This window comes from Novosphingobium sp. MBES04, assembly GCF_000813185.1.
Classification (GTDB): domain Bacteria; phylum Pseudomonadota; class Alphaproteobacteria; order Sphingomonadales; family Sphingomonadaceae; genus Novosphingobium; species Novosphingobium decolorationis.
In genome coordinates this window covers 44,650-62,349 of record NZ_DF850491.1, presented here as the reverse complement: position 1 = coordinate 62,349, position 17,700 = coordinate 44,650, and the positions used below count along the sequence as shown (strand labels likewise).

The following is a 17,700-nucleotide window of genomic DNA, read 5'->3' as shown; positions in this document are numbered from 1 at the left end:
TGTTGGCCTCGAGCATGCAGCTCCAGCTCATATTGGACCATGTTTCAGTGCCTTGCACATAGGGTCTACATTGGGCACTTATGCGCTGTATACTCCGAACAAATGAGACCGCACACCTCGGTCCGATGCAGAAGAAGACGACAGGCAAAGAAATGGCGCAATATCTTAACCTGAGCGAAGCGGCGTCGGAATTGGCGATCAACCTTGCCATGAACGTCAAGCAGCGACGCTCTGAATTAGCCATGACACAGGCAGAACTTTCCAATCGGTCTGGCATCGCCACGTCGCACCTATCCTTTATCGAGCGTGCAAAAGCCAATCCGACTTTGGAGATCGTGCAGCAGATTGCAGATGCCTTGGGGTGCTCAGCTATAGATTTGCTGAGCAAGAGCCCCCTTGAGCGATGACCAAAGCCAACATCCAGCTCACTTTGCCGCGAATGATGCACGACTCAAGTATTCTGGACGCCTAAAACTAGACAACTGTATTATCAACCCGGCCGCTTGTTATGAACGCGCCGAAACAAACTCCTCACGAAAGTTCACCGCTGGGCCATACCGGGGTGCACATGAAAGCTCTGACCGAGAAGCAGGTTCAGGTCCTTGAGCTTTTGTGCCGCCAACACACGAGCAAAGAAATTGGCCGTATCCTTGGCATTTCACGACATACCGTTGACCAACGCGTCGCGAGTATACGAACGAAGTGGGATCTTGGCACTCGCCAAGAGATCGTCAGGATGTACCAACAGCTCGCACATCCGGCGGATAATCCTGAAAACGCCTCATGCGAGCCATTGATATACGAACCATCGCAGGTTGGAAGCATAGGGCCTTCACGGCAAGTTCTTCCCCAGAACCGGATGAGCCCAGCGAATGGCGTGGAACCTCTCCCGCCGACAGCCTTGTCTTTGATAGATCGCCTCGACCTTCGCCTTGGCACCTCCGGTCGGTTCGTCGCCGTTGTCGGACTATCGTTCACGATGGCACTCACAATGGTGTTGGTCCTGGAGATAGCCGATGTTCTGGAGGGGCTGTTATAGTTCACGCTCATTTCGAGCTGCCGCCTGTGCGAAAAGCTCGTCGCTGTGAGTGTCCTCCAGTTCCTCTACTTCGGCTTCCTCGCAACTGTGTTCGTTGCGATTGGCCTCAGCCTCTGGAAAGGTGGCGAACCTGAACGTGGCGGTGCTGGCGTCCTGCTGGTCATGCTCGCGATCTCATGGTTCGCTGGCGCTTTTGTCCAAACCGTCGGCCTTTCTGAAGAGGCGATGCGCGCGATCTCTGTTTCAGAGGATGTGGCCGGTCTTGGTGGCTTCGGCCTGATAGCGACACGTGCCCGGCGGGTGTGGCCGCTTGTCTGCACTGCAATGCAGTTGCTCTCAGTGCTGACCCACGTTGTTTACTTCCTGGGTATGGTCGACCGCCCGATCGTCCTGAACTTCATGAACCACACGCCAACTTTCACGGCCACGGTGAGCCTGATCGTAGGGACCCTCCTTCACGTACGGCGCTCCCAGCGCTTCGGCCCTGAGCGCGACTGGCAAGATTTCAGGAACCTCCCCTCGGTCTGACGATCCCCCAAACCGCAAGGACGCGCCATGGATCTCCCAAGCTACCGCCACTGGCAGGCACAAGCTCCTGACACACGCCCTGACCTCCATCTGGCCGATGGATTTCTGGCCGGTGCTGTGGTTTCGCTCGAGCCCATGTCCGATAGTCATTGGGTAGATGCGATAATGGGCCCTCTTTCGCCAAAGGCCGTTTCTCGGGATCTGATCGAAACGCGGGCACGCAAGGAGCTTCATGCCCGCCTTACGCAAACCCGCGCCGCTATGGCCACACCCGATCCGCGCTATGCCCCGATCCTTGCCGTGACGGCTGATGGTGAATTTGACCTTACCGCTTGGAGCAGCGGCTTCTACGAAGCGATCGCGGACGATCTCGATATGTGGCAGTACCTGCTGGCCGGACAGCGCGAAGGTGGGCTGCTCGCTCTTCTTGGCAGCCATACCGTCGGCGAGATGGGCGAGGCGGCACGCCGCTACATCGCCAGTCACCCGGAGGCGCAAACCCTTTCAGCAGTCGCGCAGCGCTCATGGGAAGTACTCTCGCCCTTGCTTTGCATGATGTACCAGAAGCGCAGCCAAATTGTCGAAGGCGAAACTCCGACCATGAAACAGTCCGCAGCCTATCGCGCTGGCAGCTAGACTATGTCAGTGTATCGAACCCTTTACGTCCGAACCTTGGTGGCGGTTCAGGAGCGCAAGCTGGCGGTGTGTGATATTGCTTGTGCAAGCGCATTGCCCGAGGCGCGCATCGTGAGCATTCTTGAAGGCAAGGCCCGGGACATCACTTTGACTGAACTGGCGGGACTGTCCACGGCGCTCGGGATGCCGCCCGCCGCCCTTCTGCGATCAGCCTAACACGTCCTTCTGGGACTTCAGGAAACCAAAAAGCGTGGAACGGGCAACTCCCAGTTGCTTTGCCACAGTTTCATGATTGGCTCCTTTCTCGGACAGCATTCTTCGAATTTCCGGCAACTGCTCAACGGTCAGCCGCGGCTTGCGCCCAGCTTTCGCTCCGCGCCCTTCATTGGTCTTGATGCCGTGGATCTGCCGCCAGTGACTATCCAAGGCTTCGAGCAGAAGGAACAAATGACTTGCTCGGTCTGGTGTGATTGTCAAACCGAGACCACAGAGCTCGATGGAAACTCCGCCCTTGAGCAATTTGAGCATCACACGAAGAACAGTCGAGGTGCTGACGGCCAAGGTCGAAAGGTCGTAGATCTTGATAGTGTCTCCCTGCTCGAGCGGATTGCCATGCTTGGCCAGGACTTTCTCGAGATCTTTGAACCCGATATCCGGGGAATTCACGACAAAATCGCTTTCGCGCACACATGCTAGCGTCTGCTCCGCGAGCGATGGCGATTTTCCGGTTTCCGCCAGGAACACGACACTTTTAGGCAATGAGTTAACCCTTTTCCGACCCCGCGAGAGAGTCCTTGATAGCAGCCTAACGCGCGATCCGTACGAAGAGGGGTCAACATCATCAAGGGTCCACGAGCTCGGAACCACAGTACAGTCATAGCCAGTCATTCATTGCCGGTCGACCGAATATTCTGTATATCACATATCCAGACCCAAGAGCGCAACGCTCGTCAGCGTAAACAGGGAGCTGGTTCATGTTCGATCGTCTGCTTGCGAAATACCCCAATCTGCTCGGTGGGCTCGGACTGGTGGCAGCCGGAACGCTGGCCACCGCAGCGCCGCAGGAGGCCCACGCCTCAACTTGGGGCTGTCAGGTCATCCTCTGCCTAGCCACCCCTGGATCGCCCACGACTTATGCTGAGTGCGTGCCGCCGATCACAAAGCTCTGGAAGACGCTGGCGCTCGGCGGCTCGTTTCCGTCGTGCTCGGAAGGCGGCGTTTCGGCCAAGACGAAGAAGCTGAGCAAGACGCTCTATTACGTGAAGAGCACGCAGAACGACGGCACCACGAGCGCGTATCTCATCAACACCAAGACCTCGACGGTCACGACGATCGGCCGATGATCTACACCGTCGCCGCCCTCACTGCGCTCGCGCAGCAATGCGCTCCAGGCGTTGCCACAGAAGCGCTTGTTCCGCTCCTCGTCGCCGAAAGCCAGGGCAATCCTCTCGCGATCAACGTCAACAAGGGGCCGCGCGTGAACGCCTCGAACCTCGCCGACGCGGTCGCGCTGGTGAAGCGCTACGTGGCGGCCGGGCACTCGGTCGACATTGGTCTTGGCCAGATCAACTCGAGAAACCTCGCACGTCTCGGTACGACAATCGAACAAACCTTTGATCCGTGCACCAACCTCGGACTTGCCTCGCGCGTCCTGCAAGAAGGCTACGCGCAGGCGAGCCAGCACTACACAGGCCTCGACGCGATCAGCGTCACCTATTCGCTCTACAACACCGGCTCGATGAGCCGGGGCTTTCGCAACGGCTACGTCAAGCGCGTCTGGGCCGCTGCTGCGCGCGTCGGTGCAATCGAAACGCCGCCCGCACTCCCCGACCTTTCCTCTTCCCCATCCATCCTGACCTCCATGCCGCAGGAGGACAGCGCAATTGAAGCGCCTGCACAGTGGGTGTTCGGTCAGGCCAGCACCGGAATCGAGGTCTTCCAATGAGCGAAGAAAACAGCATCGCGCAGGCCCCTCGGGCCGCAGAACGGGACGCGTCTCAGGAAACTGTCCCACAGGCAGCGTTCTCCATTCCCGACGATCTTGCCAAGCGATACGAGATCCGCGCCATCGAGGGCCGCTCCGAAACGGAACGCCGGGTCGGCCTGTTCGCACCGGGCAATGTCCAGACGCCAGCGCTCGAAATCTCGAACGAGCGGATCGTTGCCAACCGCGATGATCGCGAGACTGTCGAGAACCTCGTGAAGCTCGCGCGGCACAATGGCTGGGAAGGCATCTCGGTCGACGGCTCGCCCGAATTTCGCAAGGCTGTATGGCAAGCTGCCGCGCGTTCGGGGCTTGAAGTCAATGGCTACGAGCCATCGTTTGCCGAGCGCGAAGCCGTTGAGCGCCAACGCCGTGAGGAAGCCGAACGCGAGCGCAAGGACGCGGAGCGTCTGCGCAAAGACGGCAAGGCCGAGAAGGACGGGGAAGCGGAGATAGTCGTCGAGGCGGCGGAGATAGCGATTGATGCGGCCAGCCCCAACGCCTTCTCCGAGTTTCTGGCGAGCAGGGATAAAGCTCAAGCCGCCGAACGGGAAAGCGAAAAGCTGGCGGACCTCTTCCTGGGCGGAACGCATGAGCAGCGCCAGGCCGAGCCCCGACTTGCCAACGCGCTCGAGGCAGAAGCGGAAATGCGCCGTCACCTCGAAGCCGCCTTCGAGGGCAATGACCAGCGTATCGAGGCGGTTTCCCAGGAGGGCCGCCAAATGATCTCGGACGTGCTGCGGCGCGGCCTTGATGTGTCGGTCCGTGAGCCGACGCCGGTTCGGCAGATCGAGCCGATCCAAACCAACCAGATGGAACGGTAACCTCAACATGGAGAAGTCTATGAAGTTCTCTCGTCGTCCTGCGCGTCGCATCCTCTCGGATCGCCGCGCCCGCCAGATTGTCGGCGTTGCCGGCATCCTCGCCTCCATGGCGGTGTCCCAGGCCGCCTTTGCCTCCACCAGCATCGAAACCGGCCTCGACACCATCGAGAGCTGGATGATCACCATTGCCTCGGTGGTCGGCGTCATCGCCATCATGGCGGTGGGCTATGCCAAGCTCACCGGCCGCATGGATTGGGGCCGCGCCGTCACCGTCCTGATCGGGATTGGCATCATCTTCTCGGCCACGACGATCGTGGGCTGGATGGGTGGCAGCGCCTGACATGGACACGGAAAAGATCGCCGAAGACAAGGTGTTCCTCGCCCTGACCCGGCCATCGGTGTTCATGGGACTGCCGCTCGAGGCAATCCTGCCGATCATCATGGTCTGCATGGTGCTGTGGGGTATCGTCGGAAACCCGTTCTATCCCCTCGCCCTCTTCGGCGCTCTCTACTTTCCGGCGCGCATGGTCGTGCATTACGACTTCAACGCGTTCCGGCTCTGGGGCCTGTGGTTCCAGACCACCTTCATTTCCAAAAATCGCAAGTTCTGGGGGGGCGGGAGCTACTCTCCCGTCCGCCTCAAGACCGGCGTGAAACGCAGGCAGTTCGGCAATGACTAGGTTCGCCCTCAAGCACAAACAGGTCGCGCTGCGCGAAGAGGATGACATCAAGTTCATCCCCTACACCCGGCACGTCAACGACACCGTGGTTGCGCTGGCCGACGGCTCGCTCATGCGCATGTACCGGGTCGATGGGCGCCCGTTCGAAACCTGCGACATTACCGACCTCAACACCTGGCACAATAAGCTCAATATCGCCTGGCGCACGATCGGCGATGACCGCGTGGCCGTGTGGACGCACCTGGTGCGCACCGCCACCAATCCCGAGCTGGACGGCGAGTTTCAGTCCGCCTTCGCCCGCGACCTGCAAGCCAGGTATTCCGAGCGCCTCAAGGAAAAGGTGCTCTACCACAACGAGTTCTACGTCACGATCGTGGTGCGCCCCTCGAACATGGCGGGCGACCAGCTCACCCGCCTGTTCGGCAAGACAGATGCCAGCCACGCCGCCGACGATCGCGCCATGGCGATCATGGCCGACAAGTGCCGCGACTTCGAGAGCATGCTGGCCGACACCAATCCGGTGCCGCTCTCGCTCTACGAACGGGACGGCGTGCTGTTCTCGCAGCCCATGGAAGTGCTGCACTTCATCCAGACTGGCGATCGCATCCGCATTCCCCTTGTCCACGGACGGCTCGGACAGGCGATCTACAATTCACGGATCATCTTCGGGCGCGAGGCTGCCGAGATCCGGCTTCCCGACAGGTCGCACTACCTCGGCATGTTCGGCGTGCGTGAGTACGTCGCGAACACGCGCAGCGGCCAATTCAACAGCCTCCTGACGCTCGATTTCCCCTATGTGCTGACGCAAAGTTTCGCGCCGCTGGTGAAGTCGGTCGCGGCCGAGCGCTTCCAGAAGAAGTACAAGCAGATGGTGTCCTCGGACGATGCCGGCGTGAGCCAGGCCGAGGAGCTGCTCGATGGCGTCGACGATCTCATGTCGAACCGCTTCGTCATGGGCGAGCATCACCTCTCAATCGCCGTGATTGACGATGATCGCAAGCGCCTGCTCGAGCGCCTTTCGATCGCGCGCGCCGCTGCCGCCGACACCGGCATGGTCATGGCGCGCGAGGACGTCGCGCTGGAAGCCGCGTTCTGGGCACAGCTTCCCGGCAACTTCAAGATGCGGGCGCGGCCCGCCGTGATTAACAGCCGCAATTTCGCGGCGATGAGCCCGTTTCATACCTTCCCGGCGGGTCGCAAGTCGGGGAACCACTGGGGCGAAGCGGTGACGCTCCTGAAGACGCGCGCCGGCTCGTCCTTCTGGTTCAACTTCCACCGCGCCGACATTGGCCACACGCTGATCATCGGCCCTACGGGCGGCGGCAAGACGGTCCTGCAAAACTTCCTGCTTGCGCAGCTCGAAAAGACCGGCGCCAAGCAGATCTTCTTCGACAAGGACTGCGGCGCGGAGATCTTCGTGCGCGCCTGCGGCGGCACCTACCTGGCGTTGCGCAACGGCGAGCCAACCGGCTTTGCCCCGCTCAAGGGGCTGGAGCCGACCCACGACAACATGGCCTTTCTGCGCCAGTTCATCCGCGTCCTGGTCCGCCGCGAAAACCAGCCCCTTTCCGTCACCCAAGAGCGCACCATCGATGAGGGCCTCGATGCCGTGATGCGCCTGCCCGCGCCGCAACGATCGATGAGCGCGCTTCGCGAAATGCTCGGCTACGCCGACGCCGAAGGCATTGGCGCGCGGCTCGAGCGCTGGTGCCAGGGTGGCGCGCTCGGGTGGGCTTTCGATGGTCCGGCCGATGAAGTCTCGATGGCGGCCCGCTTTGTCGGCTTCGACATGACGGACTTCCTCGAAAACCCGGAAATTCGCACGCCTATGATGCTCTACCTCTTCCACCGCGTGGATGAGTTGCTCAACGGCCAGCGCGTCGTCGTCGATATCGACGAGTTCTGGAAGGCGTTGCAGGACGATGCGTTCAAGTCGTTCGCACAGGACGGCCTCAAGACCTTCCGCAAGCGCAACGCCTTCATGGTCTTCGGCACGCAGTCGCCCGCCGACGCGCTGCGCTCCTCGATCGCGCATTCGATCATCGAGCAGACCGCGACCAAGATCCTCCTGCCAAACTCGGATGCCAAACGTTCGGATTACTGCGAGGGCCTTGGCCTCACGGAAGCGGAATTTCGGCTGATCAAGGAAGACCTGACGCCCGAAAGCCGGTGCTTCCTCATCAAGCAGGGACACACCTCGATCGTAGCCAAGCTCGATCTGAACGGGATGCTCGACGAACTCTCGGTTCTCTCCGGCCGTGCCGAAACGCTGGAGGTCATGGAGGCCGCCATTGCACAGGCGGGCACCGATCCGGCGGCATGGCTGCCGCTCTTCTACGCCAACGAAAGGAGAAGCTGAAATGCGCATCAAGACCATTGTGCTGCTAGGAGCCGCGCCGCTCGCGCTCGGTCTCGCCGCAACCCCTGCGGCGGCGCAGGGCATCCCGGTGTTCGATTCCTCGACCTACCTCCAGACGATCTCGACCGTGACCAACACCGCCAAGATCATCGACCAGGGCGTGCAGCAGATCGAGACCGCGCAAAATCAGCTCAACTCGCTGCAAAAGCTCACCAACATCAACTCTGTGGCCTCAAACCTGTCGAACAGCTCGGTGCGCAACATCATGCCCACCACGACGATGGACGCCGGCACGCTGTTCGGCGGTGATCTGTCCAAGATCGGCTCGCTCAGCTCGTCCGCAAACAGCATCCAGTCGCAGTACACGCTTTCGGGCACGACAAGCGCCGATGCCGCGTACAGCCAGGCGCTTAAGGACGCGACCGGATCGGCGGCCGCGACGGCCGCCTTTGGTGAGAACACGCTGGCGGTGTCGCAAACCCGCATGGCCGGTCTCCAGACGCTGCAAGCCAAGCTCGACACAGCCACCGACCCCAAGGACGTGATGGACCTTCAGGCGCGCATCGCCGCCGAACAAGCCCAGCTCCAGAACGACCAGCTCAAGATGCAGGCGCTTCAGATGGCTCAGGCGGGGCGGGCCAACCTCTCGATCTCGGCGGCCGAGGCCGCGACAGCGGCCAGCGCCGCCAATTTCTACGAAGCCAACACCCTGAGGAACTGACGATGAAGAAGAAGCTCATGGCCCTCTCGATCACGCTCGCGGCGTGCGCCTGCCAGCAGGAGGCTCCGGTACAGGTCCCCACGACACAGGAACTCATGGCGGATCCCAACCTGCTCACCGATTGGGAGCACAAGTGCAACAAAGGCGAATTTGCGCACCTGCCTGCGGACCAGAAGCAGAACTTCTGCTTCACCACGCTCGAGGCCGCGCGGGTGAACGCAGCCAAGGCCGCTGGCGAGGCAAGCGTGAAGGCCTTCGGAGGCAACACGCAGTAACCGGGTGGCCCAGGTCCTTGTGACCGGCCGCCCCCTCGCTCTGACAAGCTCTCTCACGACAAGGCAAGGCTCAGCCAATGGCGTCCAGTTCAGTCAATCTCATGGTCCTCTTCACGACCATGTACGGCTATGTCGAAAGCGCCATCACCTCGGCGGTTTCCAGCTTCGGGTCTGGACTTGTCAGCTTCGTGGCCGCGCCGCTTGGCGTGGCCGCGACCATCTACTTCCTATTGCTGGGCTTTGCCGTCTTGCGCGGGGCCATCCAGGCGCCGCTTCGCGAACTGGTGTTCCAGGCGGGGAAGGTCGGGTTCGCGATCGCGGTTGCCAGCTCGGTCGGTTACACCGCCTTCGTCGTCAACATCGTCACCGAGCTGCCTTCGGAAATCATCGCAGCGGGATCGGGTACGGCGGTCACCAACCCGGGCACGACGTTCGACACCTATGTCTCGGACACCAACAAGCTCGCGGCGCGCCTCGAAAACGCCAATCAGGCAATCCAGAACTTACCGTCTCAGGGAATGACGGACTTTCGCACGCCCCTGATCCAGCTCAAGGCCGCGATCTGCACCTATGGCTGCATCGCCGTGCTCTATGTCTTCGGCTTCCTCTCAGCAGCGGTCGGATTCTGCGTCGTCATCTTCGCCAAGCTTTCCGTCGCGATCTGCGTGGCCCTTGCCCCGCTGGCGCTGGGATGCCTGCTCTTCAATTCCTCGCGCTTCGTGTTCGATGGCTGGCTCAAGCAGACCCTGAACTTCGTCCTGCTCATGGTCGTCATGGCGATAATGACCAAGTTCATCACCGGCCTTCAGGAAGCGTCGATGGATGGCATCATGGCCGTCGTCGGGGATGGCACAGCCGCCTTCATCGTCGATCAGGGCACGGCCGCCGACCTCAACATCGGGGCGATGATGGCCGCCACTGTCGCGTGCTGCGCCATCTATATCGTGGGCACCATCTTCTTCTTCCAGTCCCCTGCGATCGCAGCAGGCATCGCGGGCGGCGCGTCTTCTGGCGGCCACGGCTTCCTGCAAACCGGCATGAACATCCTCGCCAACCGCATGATGTTCCGCCGCCTCGCCAATGCCCGCACGCCCGCGCCGGCCAGTCGCGCAGGCGGCACCGCCACGAGAACATGAGGTCGCCTGCGAACGAGTTTTAAACGCCCCTAACGCGGCACATTGCTGACGGAGTTTTTATGAAAGCGCTGATTTTCACAGCGTTGGGTGCGCTTGCACTCAGCGGATGCACCGGGAGTCACATCAAGCCGCCTGCCGTTTGCGACGGCAAGCACCGACGCCCGGCCAACATGTACGGCACGATCATGCCCAATCTGCCGGTGCCGCTCCCGCCCTCGCAGAGCGGCGGGTGGCCCGCCACCCCGGCATCGAGCCCGTCCAGCGACACGCCCATTCCGCCCGAAGCGCAAGAGGCAGCCGCCGCCGCCAGCACCGCGGCCCAGGCAGCAAAGCCCGCCCCCGCTCTCTCGCCGCGCGACACGCGCGAAATCGAGCTGTCCTACCTTCCCTGCTCATAAGGAAACGTCTCATGGCCCAGGTCAAAGCCGCCGACAAAGGCACGTACCTCGAAAGCGCGCGGACCTTCGAATACGACCGGATGCGCGCCGCAATCCAATCCCGGCGGGTTGCCTGGACTGTCGCTGGATGCGCCTGCGCCATGGCGCTTGTCTCGACCGGGGCGGTCGCCATGCTGGCCCCACTCAAGACCGTCGAGCCCTATGTGATCCGCGTCGACAAATCGACCGGAGAAACCCAGGTCGTGACCGCGCTCAAGGGCCCCCAGCCCCAGACCTATGACGATGCGGTCAACCGCTTCTTCGTGGCGCAGTACATTCGCCTGCGCGAAGGCTGGCTTGATGATGCCGCGCGCGAGAACGCCTATGCGGTCATGCTCATGAGCGACAAGGCCGAAGGCTCGCGCTACCTCGATAACGTCAAGTCGAGCAACGAGAAGGCCCCCTCCAACATCTACGGGGACAAGGGCTTCGTCTCGATCCACATTCGCGCGATCAGCTTTCTGAGCCCGACCGTCGCGCAGGTCCGCTACGCCAAACTTATCACGATGGGCCAGAACACGCCCACGGCGCAGAACTGGACCGCCACCCTCACCTTCAAGTTCACGACAGCGCCCACGCTGGAGAAGGACCGGCTGATCAATCCGCTCGGCTTCGAGGTCGTGAATTTCCACTCGGACCCGGAGACCTGACATGAGCGATGCGCCCAAGACGCCCGAAAGCGGTGACAGCACGCCTGCGCCCTTCTTCCCCGTCCTTCGCGCGAAGCTCGCCCGGCGCCTGTCGCCTGCGGACACCAAGGTTGCGCTCACCACCTCGGGTGCCAGGAGCCCGTTCTGGCGCGGGGTCGACGCGATCTGGCGCAAGCTGGTGACCTTCAGCCTTGCCGGCACCGTCATCGTTACACTCGCGCCTCATGCCAGCTTTGGGGCCGAAACGCCCGTTGCAGGCGAGAAGGACGCGCGGGTGCGCACGGTCGATTACGATCCCGACCAGGTGGTGAGCGTCGTCGGCCAGTTCCGCCACGCGATCGAGATCCAGTTCGGCGCTGGCGAGACCGTCACGCAGGCAGCCCTTGGCGACACGATCTCCTGGCAGATTGCGCCGGTCGGCAATGTGGTCTTCCTGAAACCCCGCGAGAAGGCGGCCGGAACGAACCTCATCGTCCTAACCCAAGAAGGCGGGATAACCCGCACCTACCACTTCAACCTGGCGCTCGGCACCTCGGCCACGATGTACGGCATTCGCTTCCACTACCCACAAGCGGAGCAGGCGATGAGCGCCGAGCAGGCCCAGATGGCGCAGGCTCAAGCCGCTCAGGCCATGCAGAGCCGGATCGTCAAGACCGCGCTCGATCACGCGGTGATCGAGGGCAAGCGCAACTTCAACTACACCGAACAGGGCGATGCCTCGCTGCAACCGAGCGAAATCTCCGACAACGGCGAGTTCACGGCGATGCGTTTCCCCGGCCACGCCGACATTCCCTCGATCTTCGCGGTCGACGTGGACGGGAGCGAGACAATCGTGCCCTACGACGTGCGCGACGACTTCGTGGTGATCCACGCCGTCTACCGCGAACTGCGCCTGCGCCGGGGCAAGGCGGTCCTCGCGATCTACAACGAGGCGCCGCCCCGCAACGATCGCGCCGAGCGCACGGGCACCGTCTCCAACATCGTCGAACGCAAAGTGAAGGGGCAGTAACATGGCCGAGAACGTCATTGATCGCGGCGGTGAGCTCGCGCCCACCGATTCCATTCCCGAAGAGAGCGGATCGCCCGCGGGTCGCAGCGGCACCAATTGGGGCAATGTCGCCTTCGTCGGGGCCGGTGTCGGCCTGGTCGCGACCATTCTTGGCATCATCATCGGCTACGGCGTCTTTCACAACGCCGGGTCGGCGAAGGCGGCCGAGGAGCCCGCGCAAGCCAGCCAGAAGAGCGTCGATGATGTGGTGGCCTCACCCGCCGCGCAGCGTGCGGCCCTCGCAGGTCAGCTTGGACAAGCGGGCAGCGCTCAGACCGACGTTTTCGGCCGTCCGGTCCTGGGGCAACAGACCACCGATGCCAACGGCAACCCGGTCCCTGCAACGGGCGAGGCTGCCAGTGGCGAGGAAAACCTTGCCCAGAAGCGCTATGAGGAGCGCCTGAAAATGGCTGATGCTGCACGGCGGGCCCCGGTCATGGCCTATCAGGCCAATGGCCTCACGGCGTCCGCGTCCACGCTGTCGCCAGCGGGGAACGCAGCCGCTGCGGGTGCGCAGGCCCAGGAAAGCGGCCCCCGCAACTTCGGGGCCAGCGGCTTTGGCCCGCCCTCTGATGACGATACGGGCACGGGTTCGGCCAGCAAGGGCTCGACCGACTTCACCGACCAGCTCGGGCACGCGAAGATCGAGACGGTGCGCGCCTCGCTCATCAAGAACCGCGACTTCCTGCTGAGCGCCGGCACGGTCATTCCCTGCACCTTGCAGACCGCGATCAACTCGACACAGGCCGGGTTCGTCTCGTGTGTCATCAACCACGATGTCTATTCCGAAGACGGCCGCGTGGTCCTGCTCGACAAGGGCACCAAGGTCCTGGGACAGTATTCGGGCGGCATCACGCAAGGCCAGGCGCGCATGTTCGTGCTGTGGACCCGCGCGCTCACCCCGCGCGGGGTCGCGATCGACCTTGGTTCGCCTGCGGCCGATACGCTCGGCCGCTCGGGTATGTCGGGCGGGGTCGATACGCAGTTCTGGGCGCGCTTCGGGGCAGCTCTCATGATGAGCGTGCTTGAGGACGCCTCCAACATCGCCGGTCGCGCCGTTGCGAACGAAGGCACCTACACGACGCAGGTGCCAAGCGAGATGGGCAACACGATCCTTCAGGACAGCAAGAACATCAAACCGATCCTGAAAAAGAACCAGGGCGACACCGCCGCGATCTTCGTCGCCAAGGACTTCGACTTCAGCCCGGTCTATGACCTCAAACTGCGGCGCTGAACGATGGCAAACGTCTCGGCGATCTACCAGCACAATGCAGCCCCACTGCAACCGCTCCTCGATCGCGAGGACGTGACCGAACTGGTCATCAACGAGCCGGGCGTGATCGGCATCGAAACCCGCAAGGGGTGGGAGTGGCATGAGGCGCCCTCGCTCGATCACGCCAGCCTCATGACCCTAGCCCGGCTCATTGCGAGCCTGACCAAACAGGACATAAGCGAGGACTACCCCATCTGCTCCTCGGTCCTGCCGGGCGGCGAGCGCGCCCAGGTCGTGATCCCGCCCGCCATCGAGCGCGGCTTCGTCTCGATCACCATCCGCAAGGCCTCAAACACGGCGATGGACCTTGGCGACCTCGACCGCTCGGGCCTCTTCAGCGAAGTCAAAGCGCACGGCGCAGCCAACGAAGTCGATGATGCCCTTCTGGCCTACCGGGCGGCAGGCGACTGGAACGGCTTCTTCACGCTCGCCGTCGAGGCGCGCAAGAACATCCTGATTTCCGGTGCGACCGGCTCGGGAAAGACCACCTTCTCCAAGGCGCTCATCAAGTTGATCCCCGACTTCGAGCGGGTGCTGACGATCGAGGATACCCGCGAACTGGTGGTGCCCCAGCGCAACCGGGTCCACATGATGTATTCCAAGGATGGGCACGGTCTGCAGAAGGCGGGCGCGAAGGAACTGCTGGAATCCGCGCTGCGCATGCGGCCCGATCGCATTCTCCTTCAGGAGCTGCGCGACGGAACGGCCTTCTTCTACCTGCGCAACGTCAACAGCGGGCATCCCGGCTCGATCACGACGGTCCACGCGAACACCGCCGAAGGCGCGCTCGAACAGCTCACCTTGCTCGTCAAGGAATCCGAAGGCGGCAACGACCTCGACCGCCACGACATTCGCGCCCTGCTGCGCTCGCTCGTCGACATTGTGGTGCAGATGCACCGCCTTCCGCCCAGCGACGGCCGACCGGCCCGCTACCGAATGACCGAAGTGTGGTTCGATCCGGCCGGCAAACCTCACGACTGACAACCAAAGGAGTGGCCCATGAGTGGCAAGATGGTTCGCAATCGGGGGGCGTCCCAACCAGGCGCCATTGCGTTTCTCATGATCGTGGGCCTCGTGGTCAGCGCCGCGATCGGCGCGATCACGGTGCTGTGGCGCGCGCATCTGCTCTCGATGCAAACACCCTGGGCGAAAGTGCCCGGCGCGCTCTGGTCGATGAAATCCATGTCGATCGTCTGGCAGCCGTTCCTTCTCGGCTTCGCCATCAGTTTCGCTCTGTGCCTGGTCGGCGTTTTCGCCTCGATGTTCACCGCGCAAAAGCTGCACGGCGAGGCGCGCTGGGCGCGCTTTGGCGAGGTGAAGGGTGCTGGCCTTCTCGAAAGCGCCGGCATCATCCTGGGGCGTTTCAATACCAGTTTCCTGCGCTTTGGCGGAACCGAGCATGTCATGCTCGAAGCCCCGACCCGGGCCGGTAAGGGCGTGGGCGTCGTGATCCCGAACCTGCTGTCGTGGCCTGATTCCGTCGTGGTCCTCGATGTGAAACAGGAGAACTGGGACCTGACCTCGGGCTACCGCGCCAGGCAGCTTCGCCAGAAGACGCTTCTGTTCAACCCGCTCGACGGCGAAGGACGGACGTGCCGCTACAATCCGCTCGGCCACATCAACCGACGCGATCCCGTCGAGATCATCAACGAGTTGCAGAAGATCGGGGCCATGCTGTTCCCGCTCCCACTGACCGGCGACAACTTCTGGGCCGAAAGCGCGCGAACGGCCTTCCTCGGGGTCTCGGCCTATGTTGCGGCCACCGTCGACGATGGCGAGGACGCCCTGCCCTTCACGATCGGCGAGGTCTATCGCCAGTTCGCCGCCGGTGATGCCCGGCGCCGCTTCCCCAAAATCATCAAGCAGCGCGAACAGGCCGGAAAGCCTCTCTCTGGCGCGTGCATTTCTGCGCTGCGCGACTGGATTTCTTCCTCGGACAACACCTTCACGTCCATTCGCCAGTCCGTGACGGCCAAGATCAACCTCTGGCTCAACCCCTATGTCGATGCCGCAACGGCCGAGAGCGACTTCGATCTGCGCCAGTTCCGCGACAAGCGGATCTCGCTCTACCTCGGCGTCTCGCCCGACGACCTCGAGCGGGTCGCGCCGATCTACAACCTGCTTTTCCAGCAGCTCATCGACCTCAACGTGCGCGAGTTGCCCTCGGCCGACCGGCACAACGTGCGCCTGCTCCTCCTGCTCGACGAGTTCACCCGCCTCGGCCGCGCCTCGGTCATCGCCAGCGGCTTCAGCTATGTGGCGGGTTATGGCATCCGTCTCCTCCCCGTGATCCAGAACTTCTCCCAGCTCGATCACATCTACGGCGACAAGGTGGCCAAGGAGATCTCCGCGAACTGCGGCGTGCAGATTGTCATGCGGCCCAAGGAGATCAACGACGCCAAGAACGTCTCGGAACGCCTGGGCACCTACACCTTCCGGGCGAAGTCTCGTTCGTTTGGCGCCTGGGGCCGTGGTGGCGGTTCCGTGTCGGAATCCGATCAGCGCCGCGCGCTCCTGCTCCCGCAAGAGCTGCTCTTACTGCCAGAGAAGGATCTAATCGTTCTGCGCTCGGGCATCCCGCCCGTCTACGGCAAGAAGATCCGCTACTATCAGGAGAAGGACATGCTCGCACTGACGAAGGTACAAGCGCCAGCGATGCCGACGATCCGCCCCGATCCTGCCGTCCCGGCGCGAAGCCTTCGCGTCATCACAGCTGCCGAGGCGAGTGGGGAAAGCGAAGCGGGAATACCCGGAGGCAGCGGCAGGCCTCTGAACATGCCAGTGGTCAAAGCGCTTCAGACGACAGCCAATCACGCCCCCCGACAAACAGCGCACATGTTGTTCAAGGACCTATTTTCCGTGATGATCCCAACAGCCTGATTGGGCCGGTAGCGGAACGGCAAGTTTCTGAAAGCTGTCTTGGGATAGCTGCCATTCCGAATCGTGGCACAAACCACTCGGCTCTTGATGTATCGCGGTCTTTTCCTGAGCAACCCGCTAACGGCGGGTGTTGGGAATCATCAAATAACAGCCTCTGCGATGTTCACGCGCAAAGAAATCAATCATATGCTCCTTGGATGGAAAACGACAAATACCAGCCCCGCGTGGTCGCATTCTTGGACATTCTCGGGTTCTCGAAACTGGTAGAGAACGCTGATGATCCTGAGTGGCGAAGAGCTATACTCGGCTTGGTAGATACCATGCGAAACACCGTAGGTGCCAATCCGATTCATGGAGACTTGCGCGCTACTCAATTCAGCGATTGCATCGTTATCTCAGGTCAGGCGGACGGCATCGGCCTCCATGGTGTGTTGCAAGGAGCCGTATTCCTCGCAAATAACCTCCTTCAGCAATCAGTCCTCCTGAGGGGCGGAATTGCTTGTGGCAATATGATCCATACTGATGAGGTGCTTTTTGGGCCGGGGTATCTGCGGGCTTATGAAATGGATCGCTCAGGTGCTCCTCCAAGGATTTCGATCCATAGTTCACTGGAGCCATTGATAAGCGGTCCTATGTGGGAGGAAGTTTTCGCTTTTCGCACTGATCCTTACGATCTGACAAAAACCCTCAATACCCTACGGGAATACCAAATCTATACGCCCGAACCTAAGGTCGGCCAGGTCATTTTGGACGAGAACGCGCGATACCTCGCGGAGCGCATCGCAGGGCAATGCTACAAGGCCGAGCATATCGCTTCAGTTCGCGCCAAGTGGCTCTGGATGGAGCGTTACTGGAATGAGGCGGTAGGTTGGAAAGGAATGCTTCCGACGACCGAGGCGTTCAGGCCCTAACGGTCCTTGTTTAGGCGATGTGGACAAATTTGAGCCAGCTTCTGGGAGTGGCCAGTTGGACCATGCTGCGGAAGCTAAATTTTTAGCAAAGCTCTCACTTCTTACGGTGTTCGAGAATCACCGCTTCATCGCTCGCCAAACGAATCTATCGTCAATGGATAGCAAGGAGCGGGAGGTTCCGGGATCAGGACAAGCAGTTCCGAACGACCGAGAAGGGCGCCTTGCAGCCAAAGCACCGACGGCAATCAGTCTGTCGGGAGCGGCAGCTTTCCAGGAAGGACCGCCCAAAACCGGACCGAACATAATGTCCCAAGCCACG

At 61.8% G+C, this 17,700-nt stretch carries 22 protein-coding genes; 21 read left to right on the top strand and 1 reads right to left on the bottom strand.

The annotated features are described in order from the left end of the window. The first annotated feature begins 125 nt into the window (after nt 1–125). From MBENS4_RS23240 to MBENS4_RS23220, 5 genes are all read left to right on the top strand, one after another. Nucleotides 126–407, top strand: a complete 282-nt coding sequence (locus MBENS4_RS23240; RefSeq protein ID WP_242405109.1) for a helix-turn-helix domain-containing protein — start codon at nt 126–128, stop codon at nt 405–407. A 101-nt stretch (nt 408–508) separates the two neighbouring features. After that, nucleotides 509–1,039, top strand: coding sequence for a LuxR C-terminal-related transcriptional regulator (locus tag MBENS4_RS23235; RefSeq protein WP_340140870.1), 531 nt, complete (start codon nt 509–511; stop codon nt 1,037–1,039). A gap of 45 nt (nt 1,040–1,084) precedes the next feature. Continuing rightward, complete coding sequence (locus MBENS4_RS23230) at nt 1,085–1,567, top strand: hypothetical protein (RefSeq protein WP_039396612.1); 483 nt, start codon at nt 1,085–1,087, stop codon at nt 1,565–1,567. Between the two features lie 27 nt (nt 1,568–1,594). Next, nucleotides 1,595–2,203 (top strand): UPF0149 family protein, encoded by a 609-nt coding sequence (locus tag MBENS4_RS25140; protein ID WP_084592354.1) that lies wholly within the window; start codon nt 1,595–1,597, stop codon nt 2,201–2,203. A gap of 9 nt (nt 2,204–2,212) precedes the next feature. Next, nucleotides 2,213–2,419, top strand: a complete 207-nt coding sequence (locus MBENS4_RS23220; RefSeq protein ID WP_144401086.1) for a hypothetical protein — start codon at nt 2,213–2,215, stop codon at nt 2,417–2,419. Here the strand turns inward: MBENS4_RS23220 and MBENS4_RS23215 are convergent. Then, complete coding sequence (locus MBENS4_RS23215) at nt 2,411–2,962, bottom strand: recombinase family protein (RefSeq protein WP_242405108.1); 552 nt, start codon at nt 2,960–2,962, stop codon at nt 2,411–2,413. The two genes, MBENS4_RS23220 and MBENS4_RS23215, sit on opposite strands and share 9 nt — an antisense overlap. A 215-nt stretch (nt 2,963–3,177) precedes the next feature. On the opposite strand from MBENS4_RS23215, the gene MBENS4_RS23210 reads away from it, so the two are divergent. The 16 genes from MBENS4_RS23210 to MBENS4_RS23135 all read left to right on the top strand — a co-directional run bounded on the left by MBENS4_RS23210 (nt 3,178) and on the right by MBENS4_RS23135 (nt 17,381). Beyond that, nucleotides 3,178–3,546 (top strand): hypothetical protein, encoded by a 369-nt coding sequence (locus MBENS4_RS23210; RefSeq protein WP_039396603.1) that lies wholly within the window; start codon nt 3,178–3,180, stop codon nt 3,544–3,546. Continuing rightward, the gene (locus tag MBENS4_RS23205) at nt 3,543–4,148 is read left to right on the top strand and encodes a lytic transglycosylase domain-containing protein (RefSeq protein ID WP_039396600.1); all 606 of its coding nucleotides are present in this window, start codon (nt 3,543–3,545) and stop codon (nt 4,146–4,148) included. Before MBENS4_RS23210 ends, MBENS4_RS23205 begins: the two co-directional genes overlap by 4 nt. Next, entirely contained in the window at nt 4,145–5,011 is an 867-nt protein-coding gene (locus MBENS4_RS23200) for an LPD7 domain-containing protein (protein WP_039396597.1), read from the top strand. The genes MBENS4_RS23205 and MBENS4_RS23200 overlap by 4 nt, the downstream gene beginning before the upstream one ends. A 19-nt stretch (nt 5,012–5,030) precedes the next feature. Next, the gene (locus MBENS4_RS23195; RefSeq protein ID WP_039396593.1) at nt 5,031–5,351 is read left to right on the top strand and encodes a TrbC/VirB2 family protein; all 321 of its coding nucleotides are present in this window, start codon (nt 5,031–5,033) and stop codon (nt 5,349–5,351) included. Nucleotide 5,352: 1 nt separating this feature from the next. Next, nucleotides 5,353–5,691 (top strand): type IV secretion system protein VirB3, encoded by a 339-nt coding sequence (locus MBENS4_RS23190; RefSeq protein ID WP_039396590.1) that lies wholly within the window; start codon nt 5,353–5,355, stop codon nt 5,689–5,691. Further along, nucleotides 5,684–8,050, top strand: coding sequence for a VirB4 family type IV secretion/conjugal transfer ATPase (locus tag MBENS4_RS23185; protein ID WP_039396587.1), 2,367 nt, complete (start codon nt 5,684–5,686; stop codon nt 8,048–8,050). Before MBENS4_RS23190 ends, MBENS4_RS23185 begins: the two co-directional genes overlap by 8 nt. 1 nt (nt 8,051) lies before the next feature. Beyond that, a complete protein-coding gene (locus MBENS4_RS23180; RefSeq protein ID WP_039396585.1) occupies nt 8,052–8,771 on the top strand; it encodes a type IV secretion system protein in 720 nt (239 codons plus the stop codon). 2 nt (nt 8,772–8,773) lie between these two features. Continuing rightward, nucleotides 8,774–9,046 carry a hypothetical protein gene (locus MBENS4_RS23175; protein ID WP_052322747.1) on the top strand — a complete coding sequence of 91 codons (273 nt, stop codon included), beginning with the start codon at nt 8,774–8,776 and terminating at the stop codon, nt 9,044–9,046. Between the two features lie 101 nt (nt 9,047–9,147). Then, entirely contained in the window at nt 9,148–10,182 is a 1,035-nt protein-coding gene (locus tag MBENS4_RS23170) for a type IV secretion system protein (RefSeq protein ID WP_039396582.1), read from the top strand. Between the two features lie 59 nt (nt 10,183–10,241). Further along, on the top strand, nt 10,242–10,580 hold the full coding sequence (locus MBENS4_RS23165) for a hypothetical protein (RefSeq protein ID WP_144401085.1): 339 nt from the start codon (nt 10,242–10,244) through the stop codon (nt 10,578–10,580). 11 nt (nt 10,581–10,591) lie between these two features. Continuing rightward, the gene (locus tag MBENS4_RS23160; RefSeq protein WP_039396576.1) at nt 10,592–11,269 is read left to right on the top strand and encodes a virB8 family protein; all 678 of its coding nucleotides are present in this window, start codon (nt 10,592–10,594) and stop codon (nt 11,267–11,269) included. Nucleotide 11,270: 1 nt separating this feature from the next. Continuing rightward, complete coding sequence (locus MBENS4_RS23155) at nt 11,271–12,278, top strand: TrbG/VirB9 family P-type conjugative transfer protein (protein WP_052322746.1); 1,008 nt, start codon at nt 11,271–11,273, stop codon at nt 12,276–12,278. A gap of 1 nt (nt 12,279) precedes the next feature. Continuing rightward, the gene (gene virB10, locus MBENS4_RS23150) at nt 12,280–13,551 is read left to right on the top strand and encodes a type IV secretion system protein VirB10 (RefSeq protein WP_039396573.1); all 1,272 of its coding nucleotides are present in this window, start codon (nt 12,280–12,282) and stop codon (nt 13,549–13,551) included. A gap of 3 nt (nt 13,552–13,554) precedes the next feature. Continuing rightward, nucleotides 13,555–14,571: a P-type DNA transfer ATPase VirB11 gene (gene virB11, locus MBENS4_RS23145; protein ID WP_039396570.1), complete on the top strand. Its 1,017-nt coding sequence runs from the start codon at nt 13,555–13,557 to the stop codon at nt 14,569–14,571. Between the two features lie 18 nt (nt 14,572–14,589). Then, nucleotides 14,590–16,470 (top strand): type IV secretory system conjugative DNA transfer family protein, encoded by a 1,881-nt coding sequence (locus MBENS4_RS23140; protein WP_148311210.1) that lies wholly within the window; start codon nt 14,590–14,592, stop codon nt 16,468–16,470. A gap of 197 nt (nt 16,471–16,667) precedes the next feature. Further along, nucleotides 16,668–17,381, top strand: coding sequence for a hypothetical protein (locus tag MBENS4_RS23135; RefSeq protein ID WP_039396567.1), 714 nt, complete (start codon nt 16,668–16,670; stop codon nt 17,379–17,381). Nucleotides 17,382–17,700: the final 319 nt, after the last annotated feature.